At 61.6% G+C, this 15,563-nt stretch carries 15 protein-coding genes; 8 read left to right on the top strand and 7 right to left on the bottom strand.

What is annotated here, in order from left to right:
• Positions 1 to 5 precede the first annotated feature (5 nt).
• A complete protein-coding gene (locus JAO77_RS19120) occupies positions 6 to 563 on the top strand; it encodes a YceI family protein (RefSeq protein ID WP_198992038.1) in 558 nt (185 codons plus the stop codon).
• 12 nt (positions 564 to 575) lie between these two features.
• Entirely contained in the window at positions 576 to 1,478 is a 903-nt protein-coding gene (locus JAO77_RS19115) for a DUF5777 family beta-barrel protein (RefSeq protein WP_198992037.1), read from the top strand.
• A 201-nt stretch (positions 1,479 to 1,679) separates the two neighbouring features.
• Here JAO77_RS19115 and JAO77_RS19110 read toward each other — a convergent pair whose 3' ends face one another.
• Both JAO77_RS19110 and JAO77_RS19105 read right to left on the bottom strand, forming a co-directional pair.
• Positions 1,680 to 2,096, bottom strand: a complete 417-nt coding sequence (locus JAO77_RS19110; protein WP_198992036.1) for a hypothetical protein — start codon at positions 2,094 to 2,096, stop codon at positions 1,680 to 1,682.
• A gap of 266 nt (positions 2,097 to 2,362) precedes the next feature.
• Positions 2,363 to 3,244 carry an alpha/beta fold hydrolase gene (locus tag JAO77_RS19105; RefSeq protein WP_198992035.1) on the bottom strand — a complete coding sequence of 294 codons (882 nt, stop codon included), beginning with the start codon at positions 3,242 to 3,244 and terminating at the stop codon, positions 2,363 to 2,365.
• Positions 3,245 to 3,467: 223 nt separating this feature from the next.
• On the opposite strand from JAO77_RS19105, the gene JAO77_RS19100 reads away from it, so the two are divergent.
• From JAO77_RS19100 to JAO77_RS19075, 6 genes are all read left to right on the top strand, one after another.
• A complete protein-coding gene (locus JAO77_RS19100; RefSeq protein WP_198992034.1) occupies positions 3,468 to 4,334 on the top strand; it encodes an alpha/beta fold hydrolase in 867 nt (288 codons plus the stop codon).
• A gap of 291 nt (positions 4,335 to 4,625) precedes the next feature.
• Complete coding sequence (locus JAO77_RS19095) at positions 4,626 to 7,367, top strand: PIG-L family deacetylase (RefSeq protein WP_198992033.1); 2,742 nt, start codon at positions 4,626 to 4,628, stop codon at positions 7,365 to 7,367.
• Positions 7,368 to 7,603: 236 nt separating this feature from the next.
• The gene (locus JAO77_RS19090; RefSeq protein ID WP_198992032.1) at positions 7,604 to 8,311 is read left to right on the top strand and encodes a hypothetical protein; all 708 of its coding nucleotides are present in this window, start codon (positions 7,604 to 7,606) and stop codon (positions 8,309 to 8,311) included.
• Positions 8,312 to 8,489: 178 nt separating this feature from the next.
• A complete protein-coding gene (locus JAO77_RS19085; protein WP_198992031.1) occupies positions 8,490 to 9,635 on the top strand; it encodes a sensor histidine kinase in 1,146 nt (381 codons plus the stop codon).
• Between the two features lie 40 nt (positions 9,636 to 9,675).
• Positions 9,676 to 10,173, top strand: coding sequence for a hypothetical protein (locus JAO77_RS19080; protein WP_198992030.1), 498 nt, complete (start codon positions 9,676 to 9,678; stop codon positions 10,171 to 10,173).
• A 47-nt stretch (positions 10,174 to 10,220) separates the two neighbouring features.
• Positions 10,221 to 11,069 carry a LytR/AlgR family response regulator transcription factor gene (locus JAO77_RS19075; protein ID WP_198992029.1) on the top strand — a complete coding sequence of 283 codons (849 nt, stop codon included), beginning with the start codon at positions 10,221 to 10,223 and terminating at the stop codon, positions 11,067 to 11,069.
• A 143-nt stretch (positions 11,070 to 11,212) separates the two neighbouring features.
• Here JAO77_RS19075 and JAO77_RS19070 read toward each other — a convergent pair whose 3' ends face one another.
• From JAO77_RS19070 to JAO77_RS19050, 5 genes are read right to left on the bottom strand one after another with little or no spacing between them, the layout of a single operon-like run.
• Positions 11,213 to 12,046 carry a LytR/AlgR family response regulator transcription factor gene (locus JAO77_RS19070; RefSeq protein ID WP_198992028.1) on the bottom strand — a complete coding sequence of 278 codons (834 nt, stop codon included), beginning with the start codon at positions 12,044 to 12,046 and terminating at the stop codon, positions 11,213 to 11,215.
• Between the two features lie 7 nt (positions 12,047 to 12,053).
• Positions 12,054 to 13,100, bottom strand: a complete 1,047-nt coding sequence (locus JAO77_RS19065) for a sensor histidine kinase (protein ID WP_198992027.1) — start codon at positions 13,098 to 13,100, stop codon at positions 12,054 to 12,056.
• 3 nt (positions 13,101 to 13,103) lie between these two features.
• Entirely contained in the window at positions 13,104 to 14,099 is a 996-nt protein-coding gene (locus tag JAO77_RS19060) for an alpha/beta fold hydrolase (RefSeq protein ID WP_198992026.1), read from the bottom strand.
• Positions 14,100 to 14,154: 55 nt separating this feature from the next.
• The gene (locus tag JAO77_RS19055) at positions 14,155 to 15,018 is read right to left on the bottom strand and encodes a hypothetical protein (protein ID WP_198992025.1); all 864 of its coding nucleotides are present in this window, start codon (positions 15,016 to 15,018) and stop codon (positions 14,155 to 14,157) included.
• A 12-nt stretch (positions 15,019 to 15,030) separates the two neighbouring features.
• Positions 15,031 to 15,480 (bottom strand): ABA4-like family protein, encoded by a 450-nt coding sequence (locus JAO77_RS19050; protein WP_198992024.1) that lies wholly within the window; start codon positions 15,478 to 15,480, stop codon positions 15,031 to 15,033.
• Positions 15,481 to 15,563: the final 83 nt, after the last annotated feature.

Genomic DNA, 15,563 nt, shown 5'->3' with positions numbered 1-15,563 from the left:
ACGCTATGCAACACTTACTGCTTTTGGTGGGGCTGCTGGGCTGGCTGGCCCACCGCCCCGCCCCGGCGCCCGCCAAGTACTTCACGCGCACGGGCACCATCAGCTTCTTTTCGGCCACACCCATCGAAGACATCAGCGCCCGCAACCAACAGGTGGCGGCCGTGGTGGATACGCAAACGGGCCAGGTGGCTTTCACGGTGCTGATGAAGGAATTCAAGTTTCCGAAGCCCCTGATGCAGGACCACTTCAACGAAAACTACGTGGAGTCGGAGAAGTACCCCAAGGCCTTGTTTAGCGGGCGCTTGGTCGACTTTCAGGCTGGCGCGCTTGCTGCTGCCAGTCCGCAACCCGTGCAGGTCGAGGGCGACCTCACCATTCATGGGGTCACGCAGCGGGTGCGGGTGCCGGGCACCCTGCAGCTCCAGAATAACCACTTGCTGGTGAACGCCAAGTTTGTGATAGCCCCGGCCGACTACCGCATCGAGATTCCGCTGCTTGTGCGCGCGCACATCGCCAAAACCGTGGATGTGACCGTTGCCCTAGCCTGCGACCCCCTCCCTTAGCTCCGCACCCCTATGAACCTAACCCTACCCTGGGGGCCGCTGGCCCTAGGTGCCGCCCTGCTGCTGGGCGCGGCCCCCGCCCACGCCCAGCAAGACTTAATGCAGCAGCTCGACCACCTCACCGGCGACAGCCTGCGCCGCGAGCTGACGGTGGCCACCTTCAAGGGCACGCGCGTCATCAACGGGCAGTCTATCGAGACGCCGGGCGCGGGCAGCTTGCTGTTCCTGATTTCGCACCGCTTCGGTACCCTCAATAGCGGCGCCTACAATTTCTTTGGTCTCGACCAGGCCACCATCCGGCTGGGGCTAGAGTACGGCCTCACCGACCGGCTGGCGGTGGGCGTGGGCCGCAGCTCGCTCGAAAAGACGTTTGATGGCTTTGGCAAGTACCGGCTGCTGCGCCAGGGCTCGGGGCCGGGCGCACTGCCGGTGTCGGTTACGCTTTTTGCCAGCGCGGCCCTGTCGTCGGTGCGGTTTGAGCCCCAGCCCGAGCGCACGACCACCTCGCGCCTTACCTACACCTACCAGGCGCTGCTGGCCCGCAAGTTCAGCTCGGCGCTGTCGGTACAGCTCATGCCTACGCTCGTGCATCGCAACTACGTAGACCTGCGTCGCGACCAAAACAACGTGTGGGCCCTAGGCCTAGCTGCCCGCCAAAAGCTCACCAAGCGCCTGGCCCTCACCGGCGAATACTACTACCTGCTGCCCGGCGCCACTGCCGATAGCTTCCGCAACTCCCTGGCCCTGGGCTTCGACATCGAAACCGGGGGCCACGTCTTTCAGCTGCACGTCACCAACTCGCAGGGCATGATTGAGAAATTCTTCATCCCCCAAACGACGGGCAATTTCCTCAACGGCGACATCTTCTTCGGCTTCAATGTGTCGCGTGCCTTTCAGCTGCGCGGCCGGCCCTAGGTGCCTTGGTAGGGGCGGCGCGGTAGGCAATGCTGCATGCTGAATCGAGCAGCAGGCTCTAGGGGTGTGTTTACAGTTCCGAAAACTAACCGTCGTGCTGCGCTTGCCGCTGCCTCTCTGCTGCTTCGTTGAATGGCTTAACGATATAGCGGCAGAGAGGCAGTGGCAAGCGCAACTGCTGGCTGATTCTTCAGGCGCATTTTACTGCACGAGCGCTGTGAGATAGGCCATGGCTTCGTCAAGTTCCTGAAACGTGCGGTAGCGCAGGGAGCCCCCTGCTGCCTTCATCGACATCTCCAAAAAAGAGAGGCGAGCCACAACCTGCTCGGGTAGCACGACTACACCAGTGAGCGGGGTGGGGCGGGGCACTGCGCCCGGAAGCCAATGGCTGACAAACCATTGCTTTTCGTCAAGCGAGTAAGGCGTCATTTGTCGATTATCGGACAGAAACTTGTGCCAGCCCCGTGCTAACAAGAGTCTCCCGAGCTGGGTGAGCAGCATAGCTAGGTCACCGGGCTGGCGTTTGCTGGGCAGGTAGCGCAGTTCGGCATACCCATCAAGTGAATGCTCTAGTACCAGCCCAGCAGAGCTGTGAAAGTAAATAGTCGAGGCGCTCATGAAGGAACAAAATTATCCCGCGGGTAGTCGTAGCTCGTCGGCGCGCATTCTGCCAGCGGTACACTAGCGACGAAGCTGCGTAGCACGACAGCTTTACCCCGTCCGTTTCCCATTGTCCAGCTTCATCAAAGCAGTTGGCAGGCCACCTTCCGGATGCTGTGCTAAGAGATTGCCAGTTAAGCGCACCTAGGTAGCTTGTGCCTTGAGGGAAGTAGGCTGGAACGAGGACCGAACGTAGCGGGCCAGATAGCTGCGGGTGGTAGGTGTTACCCCACAAAAGACTGGATAGCGGCCAAGGTCTCTAGCGGCGCGCTCAGGTGCGGGCAGTGGCCACTGGTTTGCAAAGTAATGAGTTGCGCCTGGGGCAGGTGCTCTAGCAAATAGGCTCCTACCTCCGGTGGCCCCGCCACATCATCGGTACACTGCACCAGCAAGGTCGGTAGCTGCAGCTTCGCTACGTCAGCCCGATTGTCGGAGAGAAAGGCTACGCGGGCAAACTGCTTGGCAATAGTCGAATCCGTTTCGCAAAAGAAACCGGCCAACTCTTCGCCTAGCGACAATGCATGGGTCGGTCCTATCAACAAGTCGGCAAAGGTGGTGGTCCAGCCACGGTAGTCTTCGTCCATCATAGCCAGCACTTGCAGCATATCGGCGCGCTCAAAACCCCCATAGTATCCCGGCTCATTCAGGTAGTAAGGGGAGGGCGCCAGCAGCACAGTTTTCGCAAAATGATGCGGCGCCTGGCTAGCTGCCAGCATGGCAATAGTTGCCCCTGCAGAGTGGCCGACAATGACAGCCTCCCGCAGGTCAAGGGCCTGACAAATCTCCACCACATCTTGGGCGTAGCCACCTAGGGTAGCATATTTATGCGGGTCGTAAGCTCCCAGTTCCGACGCGCCCGAGCCGACATAGTCGAAAACAATGACCTGGTAGCGCACGGCCAGGGCTGTGGTAAGATGCTGCCAGATACGTTGGTTGCAGCCGAAGCCATTGCAGAGCAGCATCGGCGGCTTGCCTTCTCCAATTACCCGCACGCTGTGCCGCTTCAGGATGTGCTGGCGCTGCGTCGCGCTAAGCCCAGTTGCACCTGTTTGTACTGCTGCTGAAGAAGATATAACGTCGGAATTGGAATAAGCAAAATCTAACATTTATTATTGCAATTTATTTACTGTTAGTAAATTATAATTTGCAAATTTATGGCTAGCCTGCTATACAGCCGATAATACTACCACTTCCTAGCCGGCGTGCAGAGTAGATATACGTAGTTACCTCTGCAGATAGGGTATTTTACCTAGCTGCTCATGGTATGCTGTAGCGAGTTTTACATGTTGCTTGGCCGTATCGCCTGCTTTGTAGTTATCCTATTTCCTCATGTCCCTATCTGACCTATCGCCCACGCTAGCCACTACGCTTATTTCTGATACAGCCGCGCAGGCCGTGCTGCGCCGCCACAACGTGCACGTGCTAGGAACTGGCCGGCCGCTGTTGTTTTGCAATGGCTTCAATTGTGTCCAGCAGGTGTGGCATCTGCTCACGCCGGCGCTGGCTGATGACTACCAGCTCATTCTCTTCGACCAAATGGGTGTGGGCCAATCCGACCTCTCGGCCTACGACCCCCAACAATACGCTACGTTAGATGGCTACGCCCAGGATGTGGTGGCTATTTGCCAGGCGCTGCAGTTGCAAGACGTAGTGCTGGTGGGGCACTCAGCCGGTGCCACCGTGGCGATGCTGGCGGCTATTCAAGCCCCAGAGTACATTAGCCACACTGTGCTGCTCAACAACTCGCCCCACTTCCTCAATAAGCCGGGCTACTACGGCGGCTTTGAGCAAGCGACGTTACACCAGGTGCTGACCGAGATGCACGCCAACTACATTCAGTGGGCGAGCACGTTTGCCACGATGCTCGTTGGGCAGCATGCAGCCCCCGCCCTCAGCCAGGAATTGGTGGCGTACGCCACGCAGGTCGACCCAGCGCTAGCCGCCAAAACGGTTGAGCTCGCCTTCCTAGGAGACTTTCGTGCGCAACTGCCATTCTTGCGGCAGCCCACCCTGCTTCTGCAATGCCACGACGACCCCGCCGTGCCGGAGGAGGTAAGCGATTATATGCTAGCCCATTTGCCAGCCGCCAAGCTGGTAATGCTTACCACGACCGGCCACTCCCCCCACCTTACAGCTCCAGACGAAGTGGCCACTGCCATAAAAGACTTCTTGGCGAAGTCAGCGGCCAACGAGTAAAAGCCGGGTAACAGCGCTGAAGCCAGCGCCACTCTATTCTGCTTCTCATGATAAAGAAGCTAGTCTCCAGGAGGCTAGCTTTTTTTGTTGTTGCTCGGATAGAAGTGCTAACTAGGCTTTGTGCTGGGGTGGCCTTCAAACCAAGGAAGGCTTAGCCATTATCGGTATTTACGTCTAGGGCCACCGAAAGGCAAAACCCCTTTTTTAGTCAATGAGCCTACTTTTTAAGCAAATATTCCTGTCGATAAGAAAATAACTGGGTACTTCGCGGCTCGAACCGGTTTACGCACTATGCTTCAATTTCTCCGCGCTACTCGCTTGGCTCTCCTAAGTCTGGTCCTCGCTCATTGCTCCTTGCTCATTGAGACAAAAGCCCAAGCGCCCAAAACCTACACTTCGTCTGAAATTCTCCTAGGTCTCAAAAAGCTGAACGTGGTGGGCTCGGTGATGTACATCGCCGCCCACCCCGACGACGAAAACACCCGCCTGTTGGCCTACCTCGCCAACGGCCGCCAGCTCGAAACCAGCTACCTCAGCTGCACCCGCGGCGACGGCGGCCAGGACCTCATCGGCCCCGAGCTACGCGAGCAGCTCGGCGTCATCCGGACCCAGGAGCTGCTGGCGGCCCGCCGTATCGATGGGGCACACCAGTACTTCTCCCGCGCTAATGACTTCGGCTTTAGCAAGACCTCGGCCGAGACCTTCACCATCTGGGACAAGGAGCAGGTGCTCGCCGACATGGTGTGGGTCATTCGCCAGCGGCGGCCCGACGTGCTTATCACGCGCTTTCCGCCCGATGCCCGCGCCGGCCACGGCCACCACCAGGCCAGCGCTATCCTGGCTGCCGAAGCCTTCGACGCGGCCGGCGACCCCAAGCGCTTCCCCGAGCAGCTCACATACGTGCAAGCCTGGCAGCCCAAGCGCCTGTACTGGAACACCGGTAGCTTCTTCGTGAAGCCCGGCGAGAATATGGACGGCTACCTCAAGCTGGACGCGGGCGGCTACAACCCCCTCCTAGGCCAGAGCTACGGCGAAATCGCGGCCCACTCGCGCTCGCAGCACCGCAGCCAGGGCTTCGGCTCGGCCGCCCAGCGCGGCGAGGCCATCGAGTATTTCCAATTTGTGAAAGGCACGCCCGCCAAAACCGATTTATTCGAAGGCATCGACCAAACTTGGAACCGCGTGCCGGGCGGCGCGACCATTGGAAAAATGGTGGACGAGGTGGTGAAGAAGTATGATGCGGCGAACCCGAGCGCAAGCGTGGCGGGACTTCTGAAGGTGCGGGAAGCGTTTAATAAGCCATTGGCTGATGCACAGGAATGGTTAGAATTCAAGCTTAAAGAACCGGGCACAAAAGCTAGCGTGCCTGTAAAAGAATCAGCAGGTACTATAGCGTTCTACTACAAACAGAAACGTGAGCAGGTAGATAACCTAATTCAAGCTTGCCTAGGGCTACACATCGAAGCCATTGCCTCCTCTGCCGCTATCGCAACCGGGCAAACGGCCGTCGTAACAGTTGAAGCCGTGAACCAGGGCGTCGCGCCTATTACAGTGCGCCAAGTGTGGGCCGAAGGCTTTGGCCGTGATACACTCGTGACCAAGGAATTACGAACAGGCCAAACACTGCGGGTAGCTTTGCATCTGCCAATCAGTAAGCAGGTGCCGCCTTCGCAGCCATATTGGCTACGTGAGCCCGGTACCATTGGTATGTATACCGTGCCTGCCGAACTATCTTTTGCCCAAGCTGACCTAGCGGTACGTAAGAAATCGAAGACCGAAACCTGGCTAACGATTGACCGCCAGCATCTCATTGGGCATCCCGAGAACCTGCCTTCTCCTAATGTAACAGTAGAACTGACGGTGCAAGGCACACCTATTTACATAACCGTTCCCGTCCAATACAAGCACACCGACCCAGTCCTAGGTGAGCAGTACCAGCCGCTAGCCGTGGTGCCGCCGGTAATGGTGAATATCCCCGCCGCCCGCGCCTACGTCTTTGCCGACCAGCAGCCCAAGCCCGTGCCCGTAACGCTGCGCGCTGGCCAGGCTGGCGTAAAAGGCCAGCTGGCCCTGCAAGTGCCCAGCGGCTGGCAGGCCGAGCCCGCCACCGCCGCCTTCGACCTCAAAAACAAGGACGACGAGCAAACCGTGACCTTCAACCTGCGCCCGCTGGCCGGCGCGGCCGAGGGCAAAACCGAGCTGCGCGCCGTGGCTACCGTGGGCGCTGACAAATACAGCCGCGGCATCCAGCAGATAGTATACCCGCACATCCCGACCCAGACGCTCTTTCCCGAGGCTACGGCCCCGCTGGTACGCCTGAATGTGGCGCGTGGGCACACTAAAAACATCGGCTACCTCATGGGTGCCGGCGACGAGGTGCCCGAGGCCCTGCGCCAGCTCGGCTACACCGTGACCCTGCTCGACCCCGCCACCGACCTTACTGCCGACCGCCTAGGTCAGTACGATGCCGTGGTGCTGGGCGTGCGCGCTTACAACGTGCTCGACCGCCTCAAAACCCAGCAGGCCCAGCTGCTCAAGTACGTCGAAAACGGCGGCACCATGCTGGTGCAGTACGTCGTGAACCGCGGCACTGTGATGTCAGAAATCGGGCCCTACCCCCTCACGCTCTCCTCCGACCGCGTGACGGTGGAAAACACGCCCGTGACCTTCGTGCCGACCCCGGGCGGGGCCGTAGTGGTGCGACAAGCTCCCAAAGCCAGCCCTAAATCAGCCGCTCCCAGCCTCGCACAAGGTCTGCTGGCTATGCCCAACAAGCTCACGCCCGCCGACTTTAGCACCGGCTGGGTGCAGGAGCAGGGGCTATACTACCCCTCGGCCTGGGATGCGCACTACCAGCCCGTTATTGCCAGCCACGACCCCGGCGAGACGGAGAAGCAGAGCGCCATTCTGGTGGCGCCTTATGGCAAGGGCCGCTACATCTACACCGGTTTGTCGCTGTTTCGGGAGCTGCCGGCCGGCGTGCCCGGCGCCTACCGCATCCTGGCCAACCTAGTCGAGTCGGGCGGAAAGTAAATGTGAGCAAAAAGGAGCGTGGGCTCTGTGGGTCGGCGAGTAGCGTGCTTTATTCAGCGCATGCACTCGCGGACTTGCAGGGCCCACGCTCCTTTTTGCCCACACGCTTCTTCCGGCTTTTCAGCCGGTTCGGGTGCATCTAGGGACGGTTCGGCAACGGGAAATTTTGGGTAGGGGAGGGCTGCGGCACCTTTGAATCATCAACCCGGCCACCTGGCCACTTTCCCGTCTCAGCCATGAAAAAGTCGCTTCTCGCCCTCGCCCTTGCTGCCGCTAGCTTCAGCGCCACCGCTCAAACTACCGCAACTAAGTCTGCCCCTGCCACGACTACCGCCGCCCCCGCTGGCTATGCCGAACTGCTAGGCGCCACTATCGCGCAGGTAATGAACACCGGCGATGCGGCCGAGCTGAAAGCCCTAGCCGCCAAGCTAGAGCGCGCCGCTGCCGTGGCCCCCGCCGACTGGCTGCCCCGCTACTACCAGGCCTACGCGCTGCTCATCAATGTGTTCCAGAGCCAGGAAGACGGCGATGCCAAAGACGCTACCCTAGACCAGGCCGAAGCCGCCCTGGCCCAGGCGCGCAAGCTAAAAGGAGATGAGTCGGAGCTACTGACCTTGCAGGCCTATATCTACCAAGCACGCCTAGGTATCTCGCCCATGCTGCGCAGTATGAAATACTCGCGCCTAGTAACCGAAACCGTGGCCCAGGCCAAAGCCCTTAATCCCGCCAACCCGCGCCCTTACTTGGTGGGCGCTAACAATGTGTACTACACGCCCAGTATGTTTGGCGGCGGCGCCGAAGCGGCCAAGCCTCTCTACGAAGAAGCCAAAGCCAAGTACGCCGCTTTCCAGCCGGCTGGCCCGCTGGCACCTAGCTGGGGTCAAAACCAGTTGTTGAGCCGCCTCAAAAAGTACGAGGTGGCCTCAGCACAAGCTGCAAAATAGGGAATACCAAATTGCTCTAAAACACGCCTGTCATGCAGCGCGCAGCGAAGCATCTCGCGTGGCGCAGTAACCTCTTACGCTAGCAACGAAGCGAGCGAGATGCTTCGCTGCGCGCTGCATGACAGGCGATTTCAAAGCCTAGGCTATGCCTGGCGCTCACTCATAGCCTGCTACTTTTATGACCGCTTTACTTGCCCAGCCGCCCGCCGTGTCCGCCCCTTCGCCACCCACATTGCCGTCACCTTTTGCTAGCGTGGCGCCCCGCACCGACTTGCCCGGCAAGGGCTCGGAGATAAGCAAGTTTTGGCGCCGCCTAGGGTGGATAACGGTGGCCAACGCGTTGATAGCCCTTTTATATGCGCCGCCGCCCTGGCGCGAACCTAGGGGCTACGCCATCTCGCTGGCGTACTCGCTGGCCTACTGCGTGGGGCTGTGGCTGGCCAATGGCTATACCGTCGATTGGCTCAATATCAAAGTGGGTTGGGAGGAGCGGCCCCTACGGCGGTTGCTGTTCACGGTAGGGGCCTCCACGCTGGCCTCGCTATTGGTGATAGTAGGGGTGGGCGAGGGCTTTTCTATCTTGCTGTGGCACCGGGCGCCGGGCTACACCTTTCAGCACAATTTCCTGGCCCAGTCGGCTTTTCCGTTGCTGATGACGGTGGTGGTCTCGCTGTTTTTGCACTCGCGTTCCTTTCTCATGGCTTGGCGCGAAGCCACGGTGCGCGCCGAGCGCCTCGAAAAAGAGTCAGCTGTGGCGCGCCTCGACTCGCTGCGGCGGCAGGTAGACCCACATTTTTTATTCAATTCGCTCAACGCCCTCACTTCACTGGTCGAGGAGCAGGACCCCGCCCGCGCCGTGCGCTTTATCCGGCAGCTCAGCCAGGTGTACCGCTACGTGCTCGACAGCCAGAGCCAGGAACTGGTGCCTTTAAGCGAGGAATTACAGTTTGCCGAGTCCTACATTTTTCTGCAAAAAACTCGCCTCGACGAAGCCCTGCAAGTCGAGCTGAGTTTGCCGCCTGCCGCCGACCTAGGCGCCTTTTACCTGCCGCCGCTGGCCCTACAATTGCTGCTCGAAAACGCCCTCAAGCACAACACCGCCTACCAAGCCGACCCGCTGCGTCTGCACGTAGCTGTAGACGCCGCCGCGGCCACCCTCACCGTGCGCAATACCCTGCGCCCGCGCCGCCTGGCGGCCGATGAAACCTCGGGCCGCGGCCTGGCCAATCTGCGCGCTCGCTACGCTTTCCTCACCAAGCGGCCTGTAGCGGCTAGCCCAGTAGCGGGCGAGTTTGTGGTTACTTTGCCGCTGCTGGCCCTGTAGCGGGGCGCAGCCAAGGACCTAGGCTTATGCTGGAGCGCACGTGAAAAAAGCTTTTTACCCCGAGCTGTTGTGGGTGCTATGCGCCCTAGTGGCCGCCGGCATCGGGTGGCTACTGGTGCGCCGCGGCGCCACCCCCAACGACCGGGCCGCCGTGGAAAAAGCCCTGCGCGAGGTGCAGCCCGCCGACGTGGAAAGCCTGACCGTGTACCCGCTCGTGGCCGGGGCTGGGCCCACCCGGCCATACCAAGTGCGGGAGGCGGCCCGGCTGCGGCGGCTGGTGCCCACCTTGCGGCAGTTGCGCCCGGTGGCGGCGACCGACAGCGCCACCTTTCAGCCGCTGCTCGAAGCCACGCTGGTGGTGCGCTTGGCCGCCGCGCCCGCCGAGGCTTGGCAGCTACATAGCCGCACGCTCGTTTTTCGGCTGGCGACCTCCGGCCAGGGCGAAGTGGCGCAGCTGGCCCAAACCAATTATTTCTACCACGCTACTACCCTTAGCCGGGGGCTGTGGCAGCTGCGCGACAGCCTGGCCCGCCCCTAAAGACCATCTAGGCGGCCACGTAGCTTTCTGTTTCCCCACGTTTTGTCATGCTAGCTTTAGTCGTTGAAGATGAGCCCCTGGCGGCCCGCCGCCTCACCAGCCTACTCCAAAAGCACGCCGCGCCGCTCACCCTCCTAGGGCCGGCCGAGTCGGTGGCACAGGCCGTAGCGCTGCTGCAAGCTGGCCCTGCGCCCGACGTGCTGTTTCTGGATATTCACTTGGCCGATGGCCTCAGCTTTGAGCTGTTTGAGCAGGTAGAAATAAAATGCCCGGTCATTTTTACTACCGCCTACGACCAGTATGCACTACGGGCCTTCAAAGTGAATAGCGTAGACTATCTGCTCAAACCCATTGATGAAGAGGAGCTTTGCGCTGCCTTAGCTAAATTGCGGCAGCGGCTGCCCGCGGTGGATGACCAGAATTTTAGTACAAAAGGTTCGGTTTCCAGTACAAAACCTGAGGCCGAAAATGTCGCTGCGCCGACTCTAGATGCGGCTACGCTGACAGCGCTCATTCACCAATTGCGCCAGCCGGCGCCGGTGGCTAGCTACAAGGCGCAGTTTGTGGTGCGGGTGGGCGAGCATCTTAAGGTGGTGCCCGTCGAGCAGGTGGCGTACTTCTTCAGCCTCGAAAAAACGACCCTGCTGCAAAGCACCGACGGCCGCAAATATGTAGTGGACTACACCATGGAACAGCTCGAAGGCCTGCTCGACCCGACGCAGTTTTTCCGGCTCAACCGCGCTTACCTAGCTCGCCAGGCGGCCATCCACGACATCATCCACTACACCAACTCGCGCCTGCAAACCATCCTCAAGCCCGCCCCGCCCGAGAGTGAAGGACCCATCCTCGTAAGCCGCGAAAAGGTGAGCGTCTTCAAGAGCTGGCTCGATAGGTAATGTAGAAACCCAACCTAAACCGTCTGTCATGCTGAGCCTGCGAAGCATGACAGACGGTTTAGGTTGGGTTTTTAGAATGTCGATACTCTAAACAATCTTTCAGCCTAGGCGGGAATAACTTTCGGCCTAAGCGGCGCCCATACTTACCCCTCCAGCCAACTTTTCACGGCGGTGGCTTTCTCCTTGCTTACTAGCACGTCGTCGCCTCCGCCGGGGGTGGGGCTGAGCTCAACCAGCAGCTTGCCGCCTAGGTGCGGCACGAGCCGGCGCACGGCGGACAGCTGCGCAATTAATTGGCGGTTGAGTCGAAAAAACTGCGCGGGGTCGAGCAGGGCATCGAGCTGCTCCAGGGTGTAGTCCACTACGAAGCGGCGGCCGTCGTGAGTGGCTAGCGTCACGGTATCGTGGCGGCTCTGAAACCAGGCCGCTTCGGCGGTGGGCAGGGGCAGTAGGTTTTCGCCCTGTCGCACTAAAAAACGCGTTTTGTAGGGCCGCTGAGGGCGGGGCAGGGCATCGAGCAGGCGCTCGATGGAGGCATTGAGCGGGAGCGGTGGCTTGCTGCTGTTGAGGCTTGCTGCCTCGGCTGGCGCGGGCCCTAGGTGGGTATTTTTAACACCTAGGTCCGTAAGCTTGGCCAGGGCCGTTTGCAGCTCGGGCAGCTTGAGAGGCTTGAGTAAGTAATCGATGCCATTGGCCCGGAAGGCTTGCAGGGCGTACTGGTCGTAGGCGGTGGTGAAGATGACTGGACTGCGCACCAGCGTTTGGGCAAACACGTCGAGGCTGAGGCCGTCGGCCAGCTGAATATCGCTCAGAATGAGGTCGGGCGCGGGGTGCGCGTCGAGCCACGCCAGTGCGCCGGTCACAGTATCGAGCACGGCCAGTACCTGGGCCGTGGGGGCAGCCTGGGCTAGTAGCCGCTGCAAGCGCTCAGCGGCGGGGTATTCATCTTCGAGAATGAGAATGCGAAGGGCGGACATAGGTGGGCTAAGCAGGCAGCAAGGGCAGCGTGACGGCAAAGATGCCGGCCGCCTGCTCCACGGCCACCGGCGCGGGCGCCCCTAGTAAAGAGTAGCGCTGGCGCACATTGGCCAGGCCAGTGCCAGTGCCGGGGGCCAGGCCGGCAGGCCGCGGCTGGTAGGTATTCTCGACGCGCAACGCGGTGCCTGCGGCGTCGGCCGCGAGGCGCAGGTGCAGCGGCCGGGCCTGCGAGGCCTCGTTGTGCTTCAGCGCATTCTCAACTAGCACTTGCACGCTCAGCGGGGCCACGTGCCGACCTAGGGCCGCGGGCGGCAACTCGTAGCTGACGTGGATGTTATCGCGGAAGCGTACCTTTTGCAGGGCCACGTAGGTTTGCACGAAGGCCAGCTCCTCGGCCAGCGGCACAGTGGAGCGCTCGCGGCTCAGCAGCACGTAGCGGTACACATCGGCCAGGCCCTCCACGTAGTGCTGGGCGGGCTCGTTAGCGGGCTCGATGAGAGCGGCCAGCGTGTTGAGCGAATTGAACAAAAAGTGCGGGTCGAGCTGCTGAGCCAGGGCGTCGAGCTGGGCCTGGGTTTGGGCGCGGGCGAGCTGGTCGGCGCGGTGCTGGTTTTCTTCCCACTGCTGATACGAGTGGCGGCTTTCGTACACGAGTAGCCCCACCAGCGTCGGCACCAGGTTGATGGCCACGATGAGTAGCAGCGCCCGCGGCGAAGCATGGGCCCCGCCCGGCACCAGGCCTAGCCCTAGCGTGACGGCCACCGTAGCCAAGCTCGTGTACACCACGCTGCTGATGCCCAGCCACCAGAGCCGCCGCCGCGTTTGGGACACCTGCGGGTAGCGGTGCTGCAGCCGCCGCCATAGCTCGCGGTTGCCCAGGCCTAGAATAAGCGTGTACACCAGCGAGCAGACCCAGGCAATGCCAAAGTGCGCGGGCGACTGAAAGGCCCACTTGCCGCCATTAGCCAGCGGCATTACTAGGCTAATGAGCACCAGCCCGCCCAGCGCCAGGCGGCGGTCGCGGAGCGGCAAAAGAGGCGAAGCAGCGGGCATAAGCTAGCGGCGCCGGGGCAGCGCCGCCACAAAGGTGCGCACTGCCTGCTGCGTGCGCGCGGGCTGCTCTTGCAGCAGGTTGTGCCGGCCGGGCAGCACCACTACCCGCTGCTGCGGAAAGTGCCAGGCCTGGTGAGCACGTGGCCCCGCCGTGTAGTCGTCGTGCCCGGTCAGCACCAGCACCGGCAACCCTAAAGCCGCCGTGGCCGGCGCGTAGTCGCGGCCATAATCGGGAAAGTCAAAGACGTGGGCGGCAAAATCACGATTGCCGGGCTGCTGCTGCACCACGCGGCTGGCGCGGGCCGCCGCGGTGTCGGTGGCGTATTGCAATTGGTAGAGCAACTTTTGCTGACCTAGGGCCTGCATCACGGCGCCCAGGCGTTGGGGCAGGGGCGCCGTGGGTGGCAACTGGGGCCGGGCCGCGGCGGGCAGCAGGCTATCGCCGTAGTGCACCATGCTTTCGAGCGAAGCCGCGGGGTTGAGGACCGCATTCACCAGCACTAACGCCTGCACATGCTCGGGGTAGCGCTGGGCATAGGCCGTGGCAATGACGCCGCCAAACGAGTGCGCCAGCAGCACCCACTGTCGCAACCCCAGGCGTTGGCGCAGCTCCTCTAAATCCTGCACCTGGCGGGCCAGCGCGTAGTTGTGGCGCGGCGACGAGGCCGAGCGCCCGCTGCCGCGCTGGTCGAGGTAAATAAGCTGCAAGCTGCTTTCGAGTGGCCGCAGCCCGAGGTGCTCGAGGCCGTAGCTGCCCGCGCCGGGCCCGCCGTGCACCACTAAGCAAGGCACGCCGCGGCCGGCTATTTTCACAAATAGCTGCACCGAATCGGAGGTGCGAAACGCCAGCGGACCGGTAGGGAGTGTAGGCGCCCATTGGGCCCGCGCTCCACCTAGGGGAAGTGTAACAGGCGCCGCCATCGCCATCGTATTTAAAAGCAAACCTAGGGCAGCGAGCAACGGCCCAAAGGCGCGTGGTAGGAAACCGGTGCGTGACATCGTAGAAAAGCAAAAAAGCAGGATGTAAAAGAGGGAAAAGTCAGAAAAATCGGCCTTAGCGCATGGCCCACAGCGGCTGCCCGGCCAGTGCCTGCGCCAGTAGCCCTGCCACGGCCGCCGCGTACAGCGCCGCCCCCAGCCACGTGAGGGGCACGGCCTGGCGCGGCACCCATTGGCCCAGCGCCCAGCCCAGCAGCGGCAGCGCCTGCAAGGCGTGCATGCCCAGAAAGTGCGCAATGCGCACATCGCCGGCGCGGGTGCTCCAGCCTAGGCCTGGTAGGCCGGGGCCGCCATCAGGAGCGCCCACGGTGTGCCCTAGGTGCTGAATCATGATGCCGCCCAGCACCGAGCCCACCAAGAATACCAGCAGCCCCAGCCGCACGCCCCACACGTAGCCCGCCGAGCCCTGCGGCTGGTGGTGCCACACCAGGTATAAGGCCCACCCTGTGAGCACGGTATTTATCAGAATAAACACGCCCATCAGCCCGAACAGCGCCCCGTCGAGCGCCGACGACACATTGTAGTGCGAGGTGGTGCCGCGCGCCGCCTGCACAAAAATGACCGCCTGCTCGACCAGCATGCACGCCGCCACGCCCCACCCTATGGTGCGCACCGCGCCCTGGGCTGCGGCCGGCAGGCTAGCCAGCAGCCAAGCCAGCGTCCAGGCATAGACCACTATGGAAAGCGAGAATTTGAGCGGCTTCAGCCACACCAGCGCGCCTGCCACGTGGCGGTGGTCGAGGGGCAGCAGCACCAGCGCCAGCACGGCCAGGCCCACATTGGCCCAGCCTGCCCAGGCGAGCGGCGCGTTGGCGCGGTGCAGGGTGTGCAGCGCGGTGGTGAGGTGGGCAAGCACGCCAGGCGTAGTACCGGTACCTAGGAGGAGAGTGGTATCCTCCGCAAACAGCAGCGTTTTCATAGAGCTTTAGGGTTAGGTTAAAGAGGTAGAAATTTTTCGCCCTAGGGCAGCCCGTACGCCGGTATACACCAGTAGCCCCACCGGTCCCAGCATGAAGGTGAGTGCCAACGCGGGCACCACCGCCCAATGCGGCACGCCGCGTTGCTGGGCATCGCGCACTTCCCAAGCGCCCACGAATAAGTCAAAGCACAGGTAGTGCACCCAGCCCGCCAGCAGCGCCCACGGGTCGTGGAAGAGCACCGCCACCTGCACCAAGGACCCAAAGCCGCCCTCGCCGCCGTGCGCCCCTAGGTAGTGCCTCGCTATGAACACCGCGTAAAGCGTCGCCAGGCCCAGCGGCCAAGCGCCATTCAAAACCAGCGCTTGGGTGCCGCGCCAGCGCGGGGCTAGCACCAGCAGCGCCCAGCCCAGTAGGGCCAGCAGATTGGCCAGAGAAAATAGGAGGTCTGGGGTGATAGTCATACCTTTAGTTGATATATTTATATAGGCAAACCTACGTACCTTGCCGGCCGCTTGCTAGCTCAATCGGGGCGAACCGCCTTAGG

The sequence above is a fragment of the Hymenobacter sp. BT559 genome, assembly GCF_016427535.1.
GTDB lineage: Bacteria > Bacteroidota > Bacteroidia > Cytophagales > Hymenobacteraceae > Hymenobacter.
Note: the sequence above shows the minus strand (reverse complement) of the source record. Positions and strands in the feature narration are given on the sequence as shown.

Bases quoted from the DNA above. Each gene is read 5' to 3' on its own strand.
- JAO77_RS19115 (WP_198992037.1), top strand. From the start codon at position 576: ATGAACCTAACCCTACCCTGGGGGCCGCTGGCCCTAGGTGCCGCCCTG.
- JAO77_RS19055 (WP_198992025.1), bottom strand. From the start codon at position 15,018: ATGAAAACGCTGCTGTTTGCGGAGGATACCACTCTCCTCCTAGGTACC.
- JAO77_RS19050 (WP_198992024.1), bottom strand. From the start codon at position 15,480: ATGACTATCACCCCAGACCTCCTATTTTCTCTGGCCAATCTGCTGGCC.
- JAO77_RS19085 (WP_198992031.1), top strand. From the start codon at position 8,490: ATGACCGCTTTACTTGCCCAGCCGCCCGCCGTGTCCGCCCCTTCGCCA.
- JAO77_RS19105 (WP_198992035.1), bottom strand. From the start codon at position 3,244: ATGTTAGATTTTGCTTATTCCAATTCCGACGTTATATCTTCTTCAGCA.
- JAO77_RS19090 (WP_198992032.1), top strand. From the start codon at position 7,604: ATGAAAAAGTCGCTTCTCGCCCTCGCCCTTGCTGCCGCTAGCTTCAGC.
- JAO77_RS19120 (WP_198992038.1), top strand. From the start codon at position 6: ATGCAACACTTACTGCTTTTGGTGGGGCTGCTGGGCTGGCTGGCCCAC.
- JAO77_RS19075 (WP_198992029.1), top strand. From the start codon at position 10,221: ATGCTAGCTTTAGTCGTTGAAGATGAGCCCCTGGCGGCCCGCCGCCTC.
- JAO77_RS19060 (WP_198992026.1), bottom strand. From the start codon at position 14,099: ATGTCACGCACCGGTTTCCTACCACGCGCCTTTGGGCCGTTGCTCGCT.
- JAO77_RS19070 (WP_198992028.1), bottom strand. From the start codon at position 12,046: ATGTCCGCCCTTCGCATTCTCATTCTCGAAGATGAATACCCCGCCGCT.
- JAO77_RS19065 (WP_198992027.1), bottom strand. From the start codon at position 13,100: ATGCCCGCTGCTTCGCCTCTTTTGCCGCTCCGCGACCGCCGCCTGGCG.
- JAO77_RS19110 (WP_198992036.1), bottom strand. From the start codon at position 2,096: ATGAGCGCCTCGACTATTTACTTTCACAGCTCTGCTGGGCTGGTACTA.
- JAO77_RS19095 (WP_198992033.1), top strand. From the start codon at position 4,626: ATGCTTCAATTTCTCCGCGCTACTCGCTTGGCTCTCCTAAGTCTGGTC.
- JAO77_RS19100 (WP_198992034.1), top strand. From the start codon at position 3,468: ATGTCCCTATCTGACCTATCGCCCACGCTAGCCACTACGCTTATTTCT.